Origin of the sequence: Photorhabdus aegyptia, assembly GCF_000612035.1 — a bacterium.
GTDB lineage: Bacteria > Pseudomonadota > Gammaproteobacteria > Enterobacterales > Enterobacteriaceae > Photorhabdus > Photorhabdus akhurstii.
Genome location: NZ_JFGV01000088.1, coordinates 1 through 17,970 on the forward strand (window position 1 = coordinate 1; position 17,970 = coordinate 17,970).

Here is a 17,970-nt window from a genome sequence, read left to right on the forward strand (position 1 = left end):
ATACAGATATTTACATTTCTCACAGCCCTAACAATAAAATATATTTTCACTTTATTTTCAATATGTTAATTAATTCGTAAAATACAACACCAGCATTATTACACCATTATCATGATTCAGGTTCATTATCATCAATACGTTACCGACACGTAAAAAAGAATAATTCTCAGTTATATTATGCGAATGAGAACAGATTTCATTATTGAGAATAACTCCATTGATAATAGACTCATTCTGATTTATCCAGACCATAACCAGTCATACCGATGCAGATAATAATCATGCCTGAAACCAGCCAATGCCATAATACAGGAGAACCCAATTCCTGCTGAATTGCGCTGACGGCGTTATTCCAGATCATACTCTTACCTTTATAGAAGACATGTGCAATAACCTAAAAACCACATAGAGAGAACGATATTTTATGGCACAGAATAAAATACCATTGACTCTACGTTGCTTAATTTTCTCTTTTAAGAATGATTATCATTACTTTCCAATTAAACCGGCTCAAGAGCGTATTTAATAATACGCCACAAAGAAAATAATCTTTATTTCATGGGATTATCAATTGCCAGTAGATCAATCAATCGCCCACTTGAATCTGGTTGAACAGTAATATTTTTATATCGCCAATGTCCTGCATGCTTATTTGCATCAACATGCACCGTACCACCAGACCGATTTCCTTTTATAGGAATGTCCAATTCCGCTTCTTTCTCGTTAACACTGCCAGAGACAAACCAACCCACTTCAATTGGCTGGCCTAAAATCTCTTTCACAACAGGATTACCTTGTGCCAGCGCTAAAGCTTTTTTATATGGCTCCGAAGATTTCATTACTCCCATGACAATCATAAATGCGCCTACGATAAAAGCAGGAATAAAGCAGACAATCATCAACTTCCATTTACGCGCCAACCAATTGCGTTTTTCAGGAAGAGAAGACGTACCCGTCATTGCTTCGTCATTCGATGAATTCCACTCTTTTTTTATCGTTACATTTTTTACTTTCATATCTTTAATACCTTTTCATTAAGGCGAAATGCCAGTTATCTTATGTTTGAACTTCTTATGCCATCAGATATAGGGCCGTACCCTATGTGCAGTTTCATACAAATTCATTCAGCCATTACTTATTTTTCCTCGATATCCAATGAAGCGACCGGTTCAACATCAATAAAAGCAAGGGTGATCCCCTCTTCTTCGTCAAACCCCAACGTCACGCCAGCAGGTTTATTGTGATGGGCCAGACGTTCCAGCAGCGCCTGTGATAGCACCGGTAAAATTTGCTGGTTAAGCAGGCTGTCGATATTGCGTGCCCCACTGTCCGGCAACAGACAAGCATTCACCAAGGTGTCGCACAAGCTGCTTTCCACCGAGCAAGTCAAACCATAGTGGGTATGAAGACGCCGAGTCACTTGTTCCAGTTTGATTTCAACAATGCGTCTGAGCGCATCAGTCTGTAACGGGCGGTAAATCACGGTCTGAAAGCGAGCCAACAGAGCCGGCTGAAAGTGATCACGAAGCATCGGATGTAACAGCTCATGCAATACAGCGTTCGGGGCGTCAGGTTGTTGTGCCAATAACGCCATCAGTTGATCACTGCCCAAATTAGAGGTCATTAAGATTACCGTATGGCGAAAATCGATTTCTCGTCCTTCACCATCACGAATAAAGCCGCGATCAAATACCTGATAGAACAGGTTAATGACGTCACGATGGGCTTTTTCCACTTCGTCCAACAGCACCACACTATACGGGCGTTTACGTACCGCTTCCGTTAAGATCCCCCCCTGACCATATCCGACATAACCGGGTGGTGAACCTTTAAGCTGAGATACCGTATGCGGTTCCTGATATTCCGATAGGTTGATAGTGATTAGCGAACGCGACCCGCCAAACAGGTTATCCGCCAATGCCAGCGCGGTTTCAGTTTTCCCTACCCCACTCGGCCCAACCAACAGGAATACGCCCAGTGGCCCCTGTTCCGGCGTCAATCCGGTTTTAGCGGCACGTAAGCGTTGGGCGATTTCCCGTAGCGCCGCCTCTTGACCAATAACCCGCGCCCCCAAATGCTGCTCCAATTGCAGCAAACCGGTCTGTTCGTCTTTCAATAAGCTACTTAGTGGAACGCCGGTCCAATCAACGATCACTGTTGCTACAGAACGCACATCAACATCCGATGATAGTAACGGCTGTCCTTGTTGTAGTGTCGCCAGTTGCTGTTGCAACAGGGCTATATCACCCTGTCGGCTGATGTCCTGCCGGGCATCGAGCAATTGTTGGGTGAGCTGTTTTTCCTGTTGATACTGTTTATCCTGCTGTTGTTGCTGTCGACACAGTTCATGACGCTGCGTTTCAATCTGTGCCAAACGGTTTGAGTGATGGCATTGCCCCAGTGCGATATCTTCCAGTATCGCCTGTTGCTCTATCTCAAGTGCGGTCAATTGGGATTGGAGTTGCGTCAACGCCTCCGGTACCGTATCCAGGTTCATCCTGACTCGCGCACTGGCGGTATCCAACAGGTCTACCGCTTTATCCGGTAGCTGTCGCCCAGTCAGGTAACGGCGAGATAAGGTGACAGCCGCTTTCACTGCATCTTCCTGAATATGTACGCCATGATAACGGGCATAGCGCACTTTCAATCCTCGCAGCATCAGGCAAGCGGTCTCGTCGTCCGGTTCATCGACTTTAATTGTCTGGAAACGTCGCTCCAGTGCAGCATCCCGTTCAAAATATTGTTTGTATTCCGACCAAGTGGTGGCCGCAATCGTACGTAATTCTCCCCGCGCCAGCGCAGGTTTTAGCAGGTTAGCAGCATCAGCGCCCCCCGCCTGATTACCGGTACCAATCAGCGTGTGCGCTTCATCAATAAATAGCAGAATGGGGGTAGGTGACTGTTGTACCGCTTCAATGACATTTTTCAGTCGTTGCTCAAATTCGCCTTTTACCCCCGCGCCTGCCTGCAACAAGCCGAGATCCAGCATCCGTACGCTGACGGTTTTTAGGCTGTCGGGGACATTGCCCTCAACAATACGCAATGCCAATCCTTCCACCAGCGCGGTCTTCCCTACTCCCGGTTCTCCCACCAGAATCGGGTTGTTTTTACGCCGACGGGATAGGATGTCGATCATCTGGCGGATTTCGCTGTCACGACCAAATACCGGATCAATGGCGCCCTCAGCGGCTCTGGCTGTGATATCCAGCGTGAATTTGTCCAATACGTTCTGCAAAACCGATGATAATGGTTGAGGATTAAGTACATATTTATCGATGTCGCTATCCTCAATTTCAGAGATTGATCTCCCTGTCGTCAGAGACGTCGCTGCCTGTATCTCCGGGCGTTCGTCCGATTGTTGATCCAGCAATGGACGCAAACGTTGTAGTTGCGTCACATTTAGGTTAAGTAACGGCCAGCCATGATGGGTACGCAACCAAGCCGGTTGACCGCGCAGTACCTGCAAAAGATGCACCGAGCGAATCGATTCATTACCCTCTTCCAGCGAAGCCACACACCAGGCAACCTGTAGCAAACTACACAGGTCGCTTGATAACCGCGGGCGTTGATTGATGCTATGCGGCAAACGGTTAATCGTCGTCAGCAACGACTGCCACAGAGCATCCATATCCCACTCATAACGTCGAGCAATCACCGTAATATCGCCTTCGCCGCCTTCAAGCAGCTTGAGCAACCAGTGTTCTACCGTGATTTCAGCATGTGCCCGTGTCTGGCAAAATGCAGCGGCAGCCTCCAATGCCTGCGCGCAATAGGGGTTTAAACGGCACAATAGTGCAGTAAATATGGTATCCATATTAAAGTTCCAGTTGTCATTAAGAGGTTAGGCAGCATTCAACAAGCCCCCATTCTCAGGTAAAAATTTATCTATCTGGCGAGGTTCCCCTAGCCAGTTCTACGTTTAACAAACACTTCATCCGCTGAATTAAAAGAGTTGCTTAAAGAGTCGCCATACCCACGCATGGCAGCCTGTTAGCGCGTTGGTCTGATTGTGTTCCCAAACATCAGAGTGAATGGTGCTGACGTCTTTATCAGCCCAAGTGATTTTATGATCGCGAAATTCAATGTGCTCCCAAAGATCGTGTTTCTCTTTGCGGCCGTTGGCAGGCGGCTACGCTCGGCGGCATTAAACTGATTTCAACCCTACGGTTGACAGCACGCCCCGCAGCGGTTGTATTGGCAGCAATCGGCCGCGTTGCGCCTTCACCTTTTACGACCAGACAAGCCGGTGATACGTCACTGGTTTGTAATATCCAATCTCGTACTGCTTCTGCCCGCGCCAGTGATAGCACGCGATTTTTTGCGGCATCACCGGTTGAGTCAGTATGACCGGTTATCACCACCATCCAGCCCGGTTTAGCTTTAATGTCGATCAATGCGTTGACCAGCACTTTAGCCGCTTCTGGCTTAAGACCTGACTGTCCCACGTCAAACAGTGACATGCTTCTCAGGTTCAATGTCTGCGGCAACGGTTTGCCGCTCTTCGGCACAGGAGGCGGAGATACCGGTAACACTGCACGATTGATCACATCCATCAGTGGCGTATAAAGGCGCTCGCCTACATAAAGCCCTAACCCTAAGCGCACTGGTTCGCCATCACGTTGATATTTCTCCAACAATGTCGCATCAAGCTTGAGTTGATGGTAAGCCTGAACTTTCGCGCTATGATCTTTTACGTCAACGACCTGATAATGCTGCAAATCACTGCGTATCTGGCGCCACAGGCGCAAGTTGTTCCAGACGCTGGAAACCAATGCCAGACAGACAAATCCGCTCAGCAAGCCGATGCCCCAGATGGCCGCTCGTCGATGCGGTGTATGACCAACATAATGTGGCAACAGGCGTAACATGGCATCGGGAAATGGTGATACGTTCACCGCCTCAGCTATGCTGTGGCTAATGCGAGGTAAAGTAGTACGGTCAATCAGCCATTTCGTCCATAAGTTGTTTGCCTGCGGCGTTTGGGGCAAAAACGTCAGCGCCATTGCTATCGGGTAACAAGGCCGACTGACCAGCTCCGGTGATCGACATTCATGCAAGATGTTTTCTACCATCCAGCGTTGCCATGCCGCTGCCGCAATCGTTTGTTGCAAACGTGCGGCGCGTTGCTGTGCATCCCCTTCGGTCAGCCAGATATTCATCCCAACAGCGGCATGTTCTTCTCCCCATACCGTCATTGTCGAGCTGTCTGCCTGTAGCTCGAACCACGGGCTGATATCGCCATCAAGATAACCGGCGATCAATACCGGTGTATGGCAAGCGGTCAGTTGAGCAACACGGCCAACCTGATAGCGAAATTCTCTGATCTTTGCCGTCATTACGGCTTGATCTCGTTGCTGTTCAGGAAAGAGTGTTAATAGCACGCTGATCTGCCTACTCCAATCAGGTCTGGCGGCAATAATCGCTGCTACCAGTGCGCTCATCTCGTTTTGCTGCGACACACAGATAAAACAGCCCTGTGGCGTGCAGCGTACCGGCTCTTCCGCAAATAGCGTCGCCACGTTATCTCCGCAAGTTAGCACCACAGGCTGACGCCACGAGGCCGCAGGCAATGCCGCCAGCAAACGGCAAACACTGTCCTGATGGGAGATTCCAGATGTGGTACGTCCCACCCGCCAGCAGGCAATCGCCGCCGCCATCAAGATCGCGGCCAACCACCATGCAACAGACACATTCCCTAGCGGCAAGAAAAACAGACATAACAGCGCCGCCAGAACACAAGCTAAAAGCCACAGCGCTCGTTTTAGTACGCAACTCAATTTGCTCTCCTTAGCCTTATCCAACAGACAAATATTGTTGAAGGTAGAGACGCAGACCGCACCACACCAAAGTTACTCCGGCTATAGCCAAGCATCCCCAACCCCACGGAGAGCGTGCATGCCAACATCGGTCCTGATGACAATCTGCATTGGGACGTATCATCTGATAAGGTTGCACCACCATCACACCGGCACGATCAGTCAGTACGTCCAGTAATAACTGGCGTTCCTGAGAGATCTTTTCCAAGTCGCCGCCCTGAAAGCCCAATGCCAATACGCGCTGGAAACCGGCTAATACCAACAGCGAGGGTTGTGGTTGATCCAGCACTTGACGTATACGTTCAAACAACCGTTCTCCCGCATGGTTGCTATTGCAAAATCGTGTCTGCAACGGCGTTTTCGACCAGGTTTCATAGCCTTTATCCCGCTCAGGACGTCTGAGTACGGTTTCATCCAGCAACGCACACAAGGCATAAATGATGTGAGCCATGTTCTCTTCGCTGATACCACTTGTACTTAATCGCTGCCGTGCCGCGTCTACCAATTCAACCCCTTTTTGATATAACGCCTCTCCGTGCAGCGATTTATTACCGCTTTTTAGCGCAATCACTAACATCCCAATGTCAAGCATCAGGTCATCAATTGAAATTTCTTTGTTCATGTACGTAACACCGCAAACAGTTCTAACTGAACGCCCGATAACGTACCGGGCACATAGAAGGCGCAGCTTCCCGCCTCCAGCATGGCTTTCGCCATTGGATTATTCAGATCGAAAGCAAAATATTGGTTTTCCAACCGCAACGGAATCGCCGCCGGTACATGGCTAAGTGGATGTAAAGGAATGCCGCTCAATGACAAGTTAATCAGTCGCTCAACATCATCAGGCGCTCCCACTTTGCACAGTTGCGGAAACTGAGTTTGTAGCAAGTGCGCCGGCATTGACGATCGCACAGAGAGATAGAAATCGGCCTCTTCGCACAATCGCCTGTCATGCAGTGATGCTCTCCACTGATTTTCACGCACCACTTCCAGTTCAATCGAAATCACCCTTGATGGCAGGCTCGCCTCAAGTAATGTGCTGATAAGCCGGATCAGCGGCGGGAAAACCTCACTTAGTTGGTTGTGTTGATAATCAGGGATCGCATCGAGATCACTCTCCAGTGAGAAGGTCAGTAATGCCCCCGCTAACTTCACCAGTTCACGGTAGATGATTTCCGGGTGCAGCGCAGGCGCGGCTTTAAAATTATTCAACACCGGTTCATAGCTGTTAAGCGCATTCAATAACCAAAACAGCGACACATCCGCGACAGCAAAATCTGCCATGCGTTGATGGCTTTCACGGCGCATTCCCATCAGACGGGTGCGCTTAGCACGTAGCTGAGTCAACAACAGATCAAGCTGTTCCAGCAATGGAGGATGAGCAGCAAAAGAGAGCAATGGCGGCACAAAATGGTCATCCAGCATCCAACCGCTTTGCCCGTCACGCACCAAGCGCGCCAACGGGCATGTCAGATAAGCCTCATTTTGGTCATGCTGAAAGCGTAGGGAAATTGCATGGCGTTCAACCGCAATGGATTCACGCCCATCGCCGTATTTATCCTGTATCTCAATCCACTCTTGCTGATAACGTAGCGGCGGTTGTCCCGGCCCCACGCTCTCACTACCCTGTCGGCAATTTCCGCCATTGGCATGCTCCAGCGGTAACGCCAGCAATACCTCGACAGCACGCATATCCGCCGACGCCGCCTGCTGTAAATCACAAGCCGCAGGCAGATTGTCAGCATGATCGGTATCAATCAGCGTCCCATCCTGTAAACGGGCTTTGAGATGCTGAACTTTCAGACGGTTTAAGCGCAGTGCCTCCTGATCAAACCGAATATCAAGCACTCCCCAGGGATTAATCAGCCCCAGATGTGCAATACAGTTGTTGGTCAATGCCTCCCAACGCGCTTGTTGCTGAAACTGTTGAGGGGCTAAAAAGGCGTCTTCAATCCAGAGAGGACGTAGAATTTTCATCATAACTCCCAATAAATAATTACGATTTCGCTTTCGGCATCTGAGAAACCAGAGATAAATTGACGTCAATCCCTTCCACCTGAAAGTGCGGCACCGCATACAGTTTCACGCGGAAGAACCCCGGATTGTCATCAATATCCTCAACCACCACATGAGCTTCACGCAGCGGATGAGATGCCTGCATGTCGTCAGTCGGATCATTCATCTCCGTCACCAGTGTGTTGATCCAGCTATTCAGTTCAATTTCGAGCAGACGCCGATCTTTCGTGGTGCCAATGTTTTCCCGCTGGATCAGTTTTAAGTAATGAGCAATGCGCGATAGCAGGAAGATATAGGGCAAACGCGCATTAATACGACTGTTGGCCGTCGCTTCCCCGGTGTCATACACCGCGGGCTTCTGGGTGGAGTGAGCCGAAAAGAAACAGGCGTAATCGCGATTTTTGTAGTAAGAGAGCGGAATAAAACCCAAATTGGCAAATTCAAATTCACGGGTTTCCGGGATCAACACCTCTGTTGGGATCTTGCTCCGATAACCGGTACCCAAATCATAGAGATGGATCGGCAAATCGGCGATAGCGCCACCGGATTGCGGACCACGGATCTGCACACACCAGCCATTTTTGACAAAACTCCTGACCATATTGGCGGCAAAAGCAAAAGCGGCATTGGTCCACAAATACTTACTGCGATCTGGCCCTCTTGCTTCTTCGGCATAATTAAACGTTCGCACCGGCACGCTCTTCGGACCATATGGCAGACGTCCCAACACTCTTGGCAGGGTGAGACCAATATAACGGGCATCTTCGCTGTCGCGGAAAGCTCTCCATTTCGAGTATTCTGCACGCTCAAAATAGTGACCAATATCTTTCATCACCGCCACTTCATCCATGTTCTTTTTGCCAAAAAAGGCTGGCGCAGCGGCAGTAATGAATGGCATATGCGCCGCTGCCGCGATTTTGGCAATGTTGCGCAATAAGGCAATATCCTGCGATTCGGCGCTAAATTCATAGTCGGCAATCACTGCGCCAATCGGTTCGCCACCCGGTGTGTCATATTCCTGAATGTAAGCATGACGATAGAAACCGCTCTGAACAATTTCCGGCGCATCGTCAAAATCTTGCCGCAAATCATCCTTGGCCACATCCAACACTTCGATTTTGACGTTCTGACCGAGCTCTGTCCGATCAACCAGAAATTTTAAACCTCGCCAGGCAGATTCTATTTGCTGAAATCCCGGCTGATGTATCACCACATCCAGTTGACGGCCAATTTGGCGATCCAATTTGCCTATCTCATAATCCAGCAATGTTTTATCTAACTGTTCAACTTTTTGATCCGAGTCTTTCAGCAGATCGAGAAGAACACTAACAGCCACTGTCACCCGTTCATCTTCCGTCACACCCGCCAATGCGTCACTGCTATGAAAGCATGCAATATCACTTAATCGTTCCACCGGACGTAAATTGATTTTCTCAAACAAAGACGGGTAAACCCCACCGACATGATGGTTTGCCGTCGCGACAGAAGATGTCGCCTGCTCTTGTACCGTCATTCAAATACCCTTACTTAAATCTCGTGAAAACAATGTGACCATTACCTTTCTTGCGGCGTCAGTGCGGCTAATTCAGCTCGCAGTTTATCGCTCAACATTTCATCCTGGAGAATACGCTCCAATTCTCGACGAAAGGCGGCATTGTCAAGCAGGTTAGATTTCAGCTCGCGCAACAAATTGCGCATAGAAAGCAACGCCCGCAGTTGTGGAATTTGTCGCGCCACTTGCTCAGGTTCGAAGTCCTTTATTTGCCGAAAAATGAAAGCGATATTTTCTTCTCTCCCATCTCCGGCCAAGGTATTCTCCACTGTCAAATTAACCGCAGGGTTAAACTCAGCTAATACGCTGTCAAAATTGTTTTTATTTATAGAAACCTTTTCTCGTTCCGAAAGCGGGCGTTGTTCCTGCCCGTTGCTGTAATCACCCATGACCAGCAATTTCAACGGCAACTCAACCTTTTTCCGTGCTCCACCGGTATGTAGATCCAATTTAATATTAATACGCGACTTAGGAACTTCATTTTGAAAACTTGCAGTCATTGATAACTCCTTACTAGCAAAAATAGAATAAAAACATCATGGTTATGGCATGATATTTTCACGGAATAACACGCTTTATCAGATAGTTACGAACCGATAATTAGACAGACACCCAATATGAGGGAACGAATAATGGCACCTTAATTGACGAACGACCTAACAAAATCAACCAATGCAAAACAACCTCAATTTATACTCACTCTAATGAAGGGATTGTTGTAGATAACATCCAACAAAGAAAGAATTAAGCTTACATAGATAATAAAAGAGCAAACATCAACAGAAGTTAAACAAGATTTAATTAAATAAAAATAAACAAAATTCAGGAAATTCTTAATGACATTTCATAACCAATTATAATTGTTACTATTTTTTACTTTTAATTTATTACAAATTGTAACAATTTGTAACAAAAAGTAATAATATGCAATAAACATCGGATAATTGTTATTTTTGTTTCACGACTTTATTTGATCTTATTTTCTCAAATGAGATTGATTATTAATTACATGATGACTTATATAAAAATCTCCATTAACAAGCGTATTAACACACATGCCATACATGACAAATGATTTACACCATCCCTCTCTTTTCAACAAATTGACACTTTATTACAATAATCAATAAATGAAATAGTTTAATAATATAAGTATTTTGGAGTTAATCATTAGAGATATAACCGATTTCTACGCGTATCAGCATTTCAATAAGTTAGTTATTAGTTCAAATAAAAACTCACTTGATAGTCAACAAGATTAACCATCAATAGAGTAATTAAAAATGCCGAACAACACGCGAAGAAATGCTGTCATTTCAACAGATGTCTATTGATACAGAACGTTACCCGATATATTCAATATCTTATAACGCTATATCATTTCCAAATTAATATCATTATCATTAAATTCCAGCGTTAATATTTTATTTCCACCACCTCGATTATTACCAGGGATCTCTAATGCATCATCATAACTAAATTCCCTATTTATGGAATATTTAACCGCATTTTCATTTGGTGGATTCCAATAATCCTGAAATATCCAAATATTAAATCTTAATTCAGATCTTAATCCCCTTTCAGTATAAATATGAATTGCTTTATTAGGTTCATATTTATCACCTATCCAGGGCGCCCATAAATCGCCATGCCATTCAGACATTTTATCCACATGAAAATTTTTCCTGGCAACATATCCATGTTCAATGACAATTTTACAAGGCGTTTTATTATAAATAGATTTAATATTTGTCACTCCCGCGATAATATTCATGGCTGGTTTATTCTGAGCGTTATTTGATTCTCGTTCCATTTTACCCACCTATATCAATTAATAAGTTCAATAATAATTATGATAGGATTTATAATAACTTCATCCTTTCGCACACTATCATCCAGCATTGACCAAAATTATCCTTATAATATTAATTTCCTCCAGTGACATTACACTCCAAACAACATTTAATTATTACTAATCACCTCTGTCTTCTTATATCAATGATTAGCCTTAAATTCAAATATAGCGCAAAATCTCTGTTTTACCATTAAGGCTAGATCACATATCTGTCGTTATTTCTCCTTAATTATTACGCTAAGCATTATTCATTAAATTTTTCGTCCCTCTTTTCATCACTTGAGCTAATTTCATTACATATACAGGTAATATCAGGGCGCTAACCATAGTCAGTATGAAAATAGGCCGCACATTCTCAGCAATAATCTCCTTACCGTCTAAGAAAATAGAGGAGAAGAAAAACACCACACCGGCGCCCAAATTGGAAAATGCCATCTGGAGGGCGCCAAAGCCCGCACGATTTTCAGGCGTCGAAGCATAAGAAGCCAACACGTTTGCAGCCATCACCTGTACATAAGTCGCGAACATAAAAAGTGAGAAGAAAACGTATCCATCTACTTTTCCCGTCAATCCTAGAAAGATATTAACAATAAATAAAGTCGCCGCGGCAATGGTAATTCTCTGAGGCGGATATCTATCACAAAGTTTCCCGGTTAAATAAGTGCCTAACCAAGAGGCAATACCACCACAAAAGAATACCAATGAAACCTGATTTTCCGGGATATAAAACACATTTGTTAATAGCGGAGCAAGTATCGGAATCAGCATGAAAGGACTAAAATTACTGACGCCACTTGCCATCCCGGCCAACGTTATTTTTTTGGTTAGCACAATTTTATTCTGACTATTTTTTACTTTCTCTGCGCCTGGAATAAAGAAGAGGATCAGAGGCACACTCACTACACATAAAATAACGATGAGTAAAAAAGAGACTTTCCAGTGAAAACTCTCGGCTAAATATAAACACAATGGTATACCTAAAATGCTAACGAATGAAAAAGATGAAAACGCAATGCCCAACACCCTTCCTCGCATACTTTCCGGGGAGTTATTAAGTAAGATCCCGATGCCGACTCCCAATGTCACACCACCAAACAGACCGGCAATGATACGTAGCAGAATAAGTTGGTAAGGTTCCGAAGAGAAAATCGTCAGAAACGTAATTAAACCGAGAAACAGCGTGTTTAAAATGAGAACCTTTCTTTTATTAAAGCGATCAATAAAGAAAAAGGATGTTAGGCCAGAAAATACCGAGGAGAAGACATAAACACCAGCAACAACCCCCGCCATCGTAACCGGCATGTGAAAATCTTTCGACATATAAACAAAAAGCGGCGTGACCATCATGTACTCTAATGCATTAATAAATTGCACTAATGCTACAATCATCGCAATAACAACTATATTATTAGTTCCAACTACCTGATTATTAGTTCCAACTACCTGATTATTTCCAATTAACTTCGACATTATGAATCCCAATTCCTGTTGGCTTAAATTTCATCGACGTGGTAAGCAATTTACATCACATGCAGAGCAAAAAAAAGCACCGTGTATCATCCAGTGAATGCACTACGTAATCAAGCTTGAGATGAAGCTGATAGCGGTAAAGTAACATAGTCAAGCAACAACAATTTCAGCAGTCTAATTCATTGTTAGAAGTAAGTCACAAAGGCACTGCCTTTACCGAATAATCATTAGGATTGATACTCAATCCGTAGGCATTTATCGCTACTGCTATCCCTACCAAGCCCCACAAGAGTGAAGCCCTCCTGCTTATCACAATGGCTCAACTTAAGGATTATTGAGTGGTAATAGGGTGAGCTCAGAACAATTTCAAGGGATATATCAACGATTAGAAATAGATAACAAACTTTCTGGAGAAATTATGGCGAATATACTTAAATATGGCGATACCGTAAAAATATTAAATAGTTTCAGAAACTGGGATGGCGGATATCTTAGTGTATATGGAACGAGTGGTATTCCAGACGGAAAATATACTGTGATAACCACCACTCAAGCCGGAACATTCTGGCGAATTGAATCAGGAACAGGAAAACCTATCGGCAGTGAAGTTATTAACAACGATACTATTTTACTCCACAATCTTTATCAATGTGATGGCGGCTACTTAGGTCATTATTCATCATCAAGTCAACAGGTTCCAGAAGGTGAAATATACCCGATACACACATCAGATAAAAATATCCTCCCAGAAACATTAGAGTGGATTATTTATTCTGATATGCCATCTATTGACGGGAAAATCAAAGAAGATGAAAGCATTACGTTATATAACCGATGGGGAACCAGAGGCTTTCTTGATACTAATGGTTGGGTTGGCGTCCCTGAAACAGTATGTCATGTATATACTTCTGCTAATAACCTCCGTAAGCCCTATACCGGCCTGTGGAAAATGACACAAGTTAAAGATCCTTGCCTTCCGGTTACCAAACCCTCCAATTGCGCCGGAGAATGCGGTACGAGTGACGGCGGTAAATATTACTTCCAATTACCTCAAAGTATTCGATTTGGTCTGATCGCTTATACTAATACAACTGCCCATAAACAAACAGTAAATGTCTATATTGATGATCTTCTGGTAGATACATTCACCGGCAAAGGAACAGATACTAAAGCTTATACATCCGGCACAGGAAGAGTCTGTATTGAAATTATCGGGGATGGCAAACCCTGTAAACTCCGTTACTCTTATAATACTCTTGACGGAAAACCGGAAACAGTCACTATTGGCGCCGAAAATGACGCCAATAATAATTACAACGACAGTGTGGTGGTATTGAATTGGCCATTGGTGAATTAGTTTAAAATACCTTATTAATTTCACCACAAAAAATCATTAATAAATTAAAGCGGCATTACGCCGCTTTTCATATAAAAATATAATTAATTTAATATATTATTATTAAAATACAAAAAAAATTAAATGAAAATACAAAATAGCGCATTACACTTTAATTGCACAATATAACTCTTATCTCTTAGTACATATTTATATTTTCGCAAAAAAACAACATTATTAAATCAATAAATAATTTATCAATATATAACATTGTCACAATCTATCTTTTACATTAGTTTTCACAGTGTAAATTTTTCTGTTTCGCCAAATGGTTTTAATATTATTGCTATATTTTATCTGTGAACAGAAAATTTAACAAATATGCAAAATCAATCACAAACTTAAAAACAATGAAGGATATATATTAATGAATCTACATGTTTATTTATTCCTTAATGCAGATAACGGCAGATATAATGACACATTACGTAAAGTAGATACAAACTACCCTAAACCTATCAGTAACGATTGGCCTGATCTCCCTATCGAGTTTCAAAGACATCTTGATGACGTGATTAATTTAAATGGTTATTTATATTTTTTTAAAGGCTCGCAATACGTTAAATTCAATATCGCAAAAGCTAAGGTAACTGATGGACCGAAATCTATTGCCGAGGGGTGGCCCGGATTGAAAGGAACCGAATTCGAAAATGGCATAGATGCAGCCATAGAATTAACGACAAATAGCGTTTGTTTCTTTAAAGGCAGTGATTGCATTGATTATGTCGTAAACTCACATACGATTAAGCGAAAATCTATCTCAGACCGATGGGAAGTAACAAAGAAATACCCAGAATTTAGTAAAAACCTGGATGCTGCTGCATGGAGAATAAACTCTGCGATTGCTCTCTTCAAAGATAATCATTATATGGTATTTAATCCACCATCAAATACTGTATATGGACCAGCTCCTGTTACTAATTATACCGGAGGAGCCTTCAAAACAGCTCAAGCAGCAGTATTGATTGACATCGATTTATTAGGCAGTGACCGAAATAATAGTGGAAGTTGTGGCGGAACATGTGGCACCAATGACACCGGTAAACACTGCTTCCAATTACCTCAAAGTATTCGATTTGGCCTGACAGCCTATTCTAATACCGATATTCATCGACAGACGGTAAAAGTCTATATTGACAATCTTCTGGTAGATACATTAACCGGCAAAGGAACAGATAATCTAATGGCGACTAAAGCCTATACATCCGGGACAGGCAAAATCTGTATTGAGATTGAAGGAGATGGCAAACCCTGCAAGCTTCGTTATGCTTATAATACCCTTGATGAAAAACCCGGGACAGCCACTATCGGCGCCGAAAACGGCACCAAGAATAATTACAATGACTGCGTAGTAATATTAAATTGGCCGCTGGTGTGAATGACACATGCTTCAGAAATTGCACCATAAACAAAAGTAAAATACCAAATCCCCGAGAGGTAATGCTGTTCGGTTACCCCCCTTGAACAACTTCACATGTTTAAAATAATTCAGAGAATCACCTGTTCTCTGGATTATTTTATCGAATTAACCGAAAAATCTCCCTACGAATAGCTAGTATTTAAAAACTTTGGCAAGATATTCAATCAATAAAATGCATCTGATCTCCCCTCCGCTAAGTTCTGTCAGGTTCACTTCGAAATCCTTGCATTATACAATATTGACTCAAGAGCAAAAAAAATGCTTGCGTAAACTTTTGGTTGTGTTTGTTTCGCTATAACGTGACTTAAAAGCAGTGCCCAATATTCATATTTAAGGGTTGAAAATATTCTCAAGCTAATTATTTATTTGTGGCGGCAGGGAATATTGACATGTTAAACACGAGTAATAAGCAATGTAAGACTAAAGCAATTTCATATTGCTATGCTACTGTCAATGACGACAAGAATCACGTTGCTTTAGCCAGATGAGTTTTAACTCATCAAAAAATGACCTTGTAGGAGAAATACAGTGAATAACCATTATGATGTTTTGATTATTGGCGCTGGTATTGCAGGCATTGGTACAGCATGTCATTTAACAAGGAAATGTCCTGATAAGCAGTTTATTATCTTAGAACGGCGCCAGAGGATAGGCGGTACTTGGGATTTATTTCGTTATCCAGGCATTCGCTCAGATTCAGATATGATGAGCTATGGCTATAAATTCCGCCCTTGGACAGATACCAGTGTTTTTGCAGATGGGCCCTCAATTAAAAGTTATATCAATGCAACAGCAAAAGAGTATGAAGTTGATAAGAAAATAAAGTTTGGGCTAAAAATTACGCATACTGACTGGTCAAATACGACTCGCCAGTGGACCGTTACCGCGATTGACGAAATCAGTGGAGAAACTCAGCAATTTACCTGTCGCTTTCTCGTCGCGGCAACAGGTTATTACAACTATGATGAACCTCATTTGCCTGAATTCCCCGGCATTAAAGATTTTAAAGGCCCGGTCATTCACCCTCAACTCTGGCCTGAGGAATTGAATTACAAAGGAAAGCGAGTTGTTGTCATTGGTAGTGGTGCAACAGCTGTCACTTTACTGCCGGCAATGGCACATGATACTGCCCATATCACGATGCTACAGCGCTCCCCGAGTTATATTCTTTCAATCCCTGGCAGGGACAAAATAGCCGAGTTCTGCAAAGGCATTATTCCACAGCGCTGGATTTACACATTGAGTAGAAAGCGCAATCTCTTTTTCCAGCGCTTAATTTATAAAACGAGTCGACATTTACCTAATTTATTGAAATCATTTTTACTGTCATCTGCTCGCAAACGTGTCGGCCCAGATTTTGACATGAAACATTTGACGCCAAAATACATGCCGTGGGATGAGCGGCTCTGTTTTATTCCCAGTAATAACCTATTTAAGGTACTGAAAGAAGGTAAAGCCTCTATCGTTACTGACTATATTGAACGCATAACTGAAAACAGTATCTTATTACAATCAGGTAAGGAATTACCCGCAGATATTATTGTTACAGCGACTGGGCTGAAATTACATTTTATTGGTGGAATTGAACTCTCTATTGATGGGCAAAAACAGCAAGCTCATGATCGCATGCTTTATAAGGGAACGTTGATACAGAATGTCCCTAATTTTGCCTGTCTGTTTGGTTATATCAATAACGCCTGGACGTTGAAAGTTGATCTATCTGCGGATTATATCTGCCGTTTGTTGAACGAGATGGACCGTCGTGGTGCTACCGTTGTGACGCCACATGCTGAGCAGGGTGAGATGCAGGAGGACGAGCATATTTTTGGCGCCTTGCGAGCTGGTTACGTAAAACGTGCAAAGGACTTGCTTCCTCGTCAGGGATATAGCTCAACCTGGCGGGTTCCACATGATTACAAAAAAGATAAACAAGTTTTGGAGCAGCCTGTAGATGATGCCGCGTTGAAATGGATATAACTTCACGAAATTAAAAAATCAGTGGTTATATTAAGATTACCAGCCCGTTATGATAAATAAACGGGCTGGTTGTTGTTATTAATCGGATTGATGCTGATTTAAAGCATGTCGGGCATGAGCGGCTTGAAGATAGTTATGGATCATTTCAATAACTTCTCCATCAGATATTTTTTTACCATTGGCTTTCGGCGTTCCTACAAAACCATAAAAGAGATGGCGTTTTTTCTTCCGTAATTTTCCTCTGCCTAATCGTTTTTTAGGCGTCATATCTGGCAGAGTGGCATTATCTGCCAGCTCAAGCGTTAATGTGCTCACTTTGAAGAAGAAGGAATCAAAAGTCGTATAATTGAAATCAATAATATTATGCAGAGGATAAGGCGTCTGAAAATCAGGGCCACTGATTTTTGTTGGCTCCCAAATTATCCAGGGCAACCGCATGAATGATTAAATATCACTCACATTAGCAAA

14 protein-coding genes are annotated in these 17,970 nt (G+C 43.3%); 3 read left to right on the forward strand and 11 right to left on the reverse strand.

Features of this window, described 5'->3' with window-relative positions:
• Window positions 1–229 precede the first annotated feature (229 nt).
• The 10 genes from BA1DRAFT_RS24430 to BA1DRAFT_RS19920 form a co-directional block, all read right to left on the reverse strand.
• Window positions 230–361 carry a hypothetical protein gene (locus BA1DRAFT_RS24430; RefSeq protein ID WP_268747247.1) on the reverse strand — a complete coding sequence of 44 codons (132 nt, stop codon included), beginning with the start codon at window positions 359–361 and terminating at the stop codon, window positions 230–232.
• A 190-nt stretch (window positions 362–551) separates the two neighbouring features.
• Complete coding sequence (locus BA1DRAFT_RS19880) at window positions 552–1,016, reverse strand: cytochrome c oxidase assembly factor Coa1 family protein (protein WP_051560882.1); 465 nt, start codon at window positions 1,014–1,016, stop codon at window positions 552–554.
• Window positions 1,017–1,135: 119 nt separating this feature from the next.
• On the reverse strand, window positions 1,136–3,814 hold the full coding sequence (tssH, locus tag BA1DRAFT_RS19885) for a type VI secretion system ATPase TssH (protein WP_036782850.1): 2,679 nt from the start codon (window positions 3,812–3,814) through the stop codon (window positions 1,136–1,138).
• A 265-nt stretch (window positions 3,815–4,079) separates the two neighbouring features.
• On the reverse strand, window positions 4,080–5,777 hold the full coding sequence (locus tag BA1DRAFT_RS19890) for an OmpA family protein (RefSeq protein ID WP_036782852.1): 1,698 nt from the start codon (window positions 5,775–5,777) through the stop codon (window positions 4,080–4,082).
• A gap of 16 nt (window positions 5,778–5,793) precedes the next feature.
• Window positions 5,794–6,438 carry a type VI secretion system protein TssL, short form gene (gene tssL, locus BA1DRAFT_RS19895; RefSeq protein WP_036782854.1) on the reverse strand — a complete coding sequence of 215 codons (645 nt, stop codon included), beginning with the start codon at window positions 6,436–6,438 and terminating at the stop codon, window positions 5,794–5,796.
• The gene (gene tssK, locus BA1DRAFT_RS19900; protein ID WP_036782857.1) at window positions 6,435–7,793 is read right to left on the reverse strand and encodes a type VI secretion system baseplate subunit TssK; all 1,359 of its coding nucleotides are present in this window, start codon (window positions 7,791–7,793) and stop codon (window positions 6,435–6,437) included. Before tssK ends, tssL begins: the two co-directional genes overlap by 4 nt.
• Before the next feature lie 19 nt (window positions 7,794–7,812).
• Complete coding sequence (tssC, locus tag BA1DRAFT_RS19905; protein ID WP_036782860.1) at window positions 7,813–9,345, reverse strand: type VI secretion system contractile sheath large subunit; 1,533 nt, start codon at window positions 9,343–9,345, stop codon at window positions 7,813–7,815.
• 41 nt (window positions 9,346–9,386) lie between these two features.
• Complete coding sequence (tssB, locus tag BA1DRAFT_RS19910; protein ID WP_036782863.1) at window positions 9,387–9,884, reverse strand: type VI secretion system contractile sheath small subunit; 498 nt, start codon at window positions 9,882–9,884, stop codon at window positions 9,387–9,389.
• A gap of 872 nt (window positions 9,885–10,756) precedes the next feature.
• Window positions 10,757–11,197: a hypothetical protein gene (locus BA1DRAFT_RS19915; RefSeq protein ID WP_036782866.1), complete on the reverse strand. Its 441-nt coding sequence runs from the start codon at window positions 11,195–11,197 to the stop codon at window positions 10,757–10,759.
• Window positions 11,198–11,476: 279 nt separating this feature from the next.
• Entirely contained in the window at window positions 11,477–12,709 is a 1,233-nt protein-coding gene (locus tag BA1DRAFT_RS19920) for an MFS transporter (RefSeq protein ID WP_036782869.1), read from the reverse strand.
• A gap of 418 nt (window positions 12,710–13,127) precedes the next feature.
• On the opposite strand from BA1DRAFT_RS19920, the gene BA1DRAFT_RS22805 reads away from it, so the two are divergent.
• The 3 genes from BA1DRAFT_RS22805 (at window position 13,128) to BA1DRAFT_RS19935 (ending at window position 17,502) form a co-directional block, all read left to right on the forward strand.
• Window positions 13,128–14,066: a fucose-binding lectin II gene (locus tag BA1DRAFT_RS22805; protein WP_051560884.1), complete on the forward strand. Its 939-nt coding sequence runs from the start codon at window positions 13,128–13,130 to the stop codon at window positions 14,064–14,066.
• A 406-nt stretch (window positions 14,067–14,472) separates the two neighbouring features.
• Window positions 14,473–15,483 carry a fucose-binding lectin II gene (locus tag BA1DRAFT_RS19930; RefSeq protein ID WP_036782872.1) on the forward strand — a complete coding sequence of 337 codons (1,011 nt, stop codon included), beginning with the start codon at window positions 14,473–14,475 and terminating at the stop codon, window positions 15,481–15,483.
• Between the two features lie 570 nt (window positions 15,484–16,053).
• Entirely contained in the window at window positions 16,054–17,502 is a 1,449-nt protein-coding gene (locus BA1DRAFT_RS19935; protein WP_036782875.1) for a flavin-containing monooxygenase, read from the forward strand.
• A gap of 78 nt (window positions 17,503–17,580) precedes the next feature.
• Here BA1DRAFT_RS19935 and BA1DRAFT_RS19940 read toward each other — a convergent pair whose 3' ends face one another.
• A complete protein-coding gene (locus tag BA1DRAFT_RS19940) occupies window positions 17,581–17,940 on the reverse strand; it encodes a hypothetical protein (RefSeq protein WP_036782878.1) in 360 nt (119 codons plus the stop codon).
• Between the last annotated feature and the right edge of the window lie 30 nt (window positions 17,941–17,970).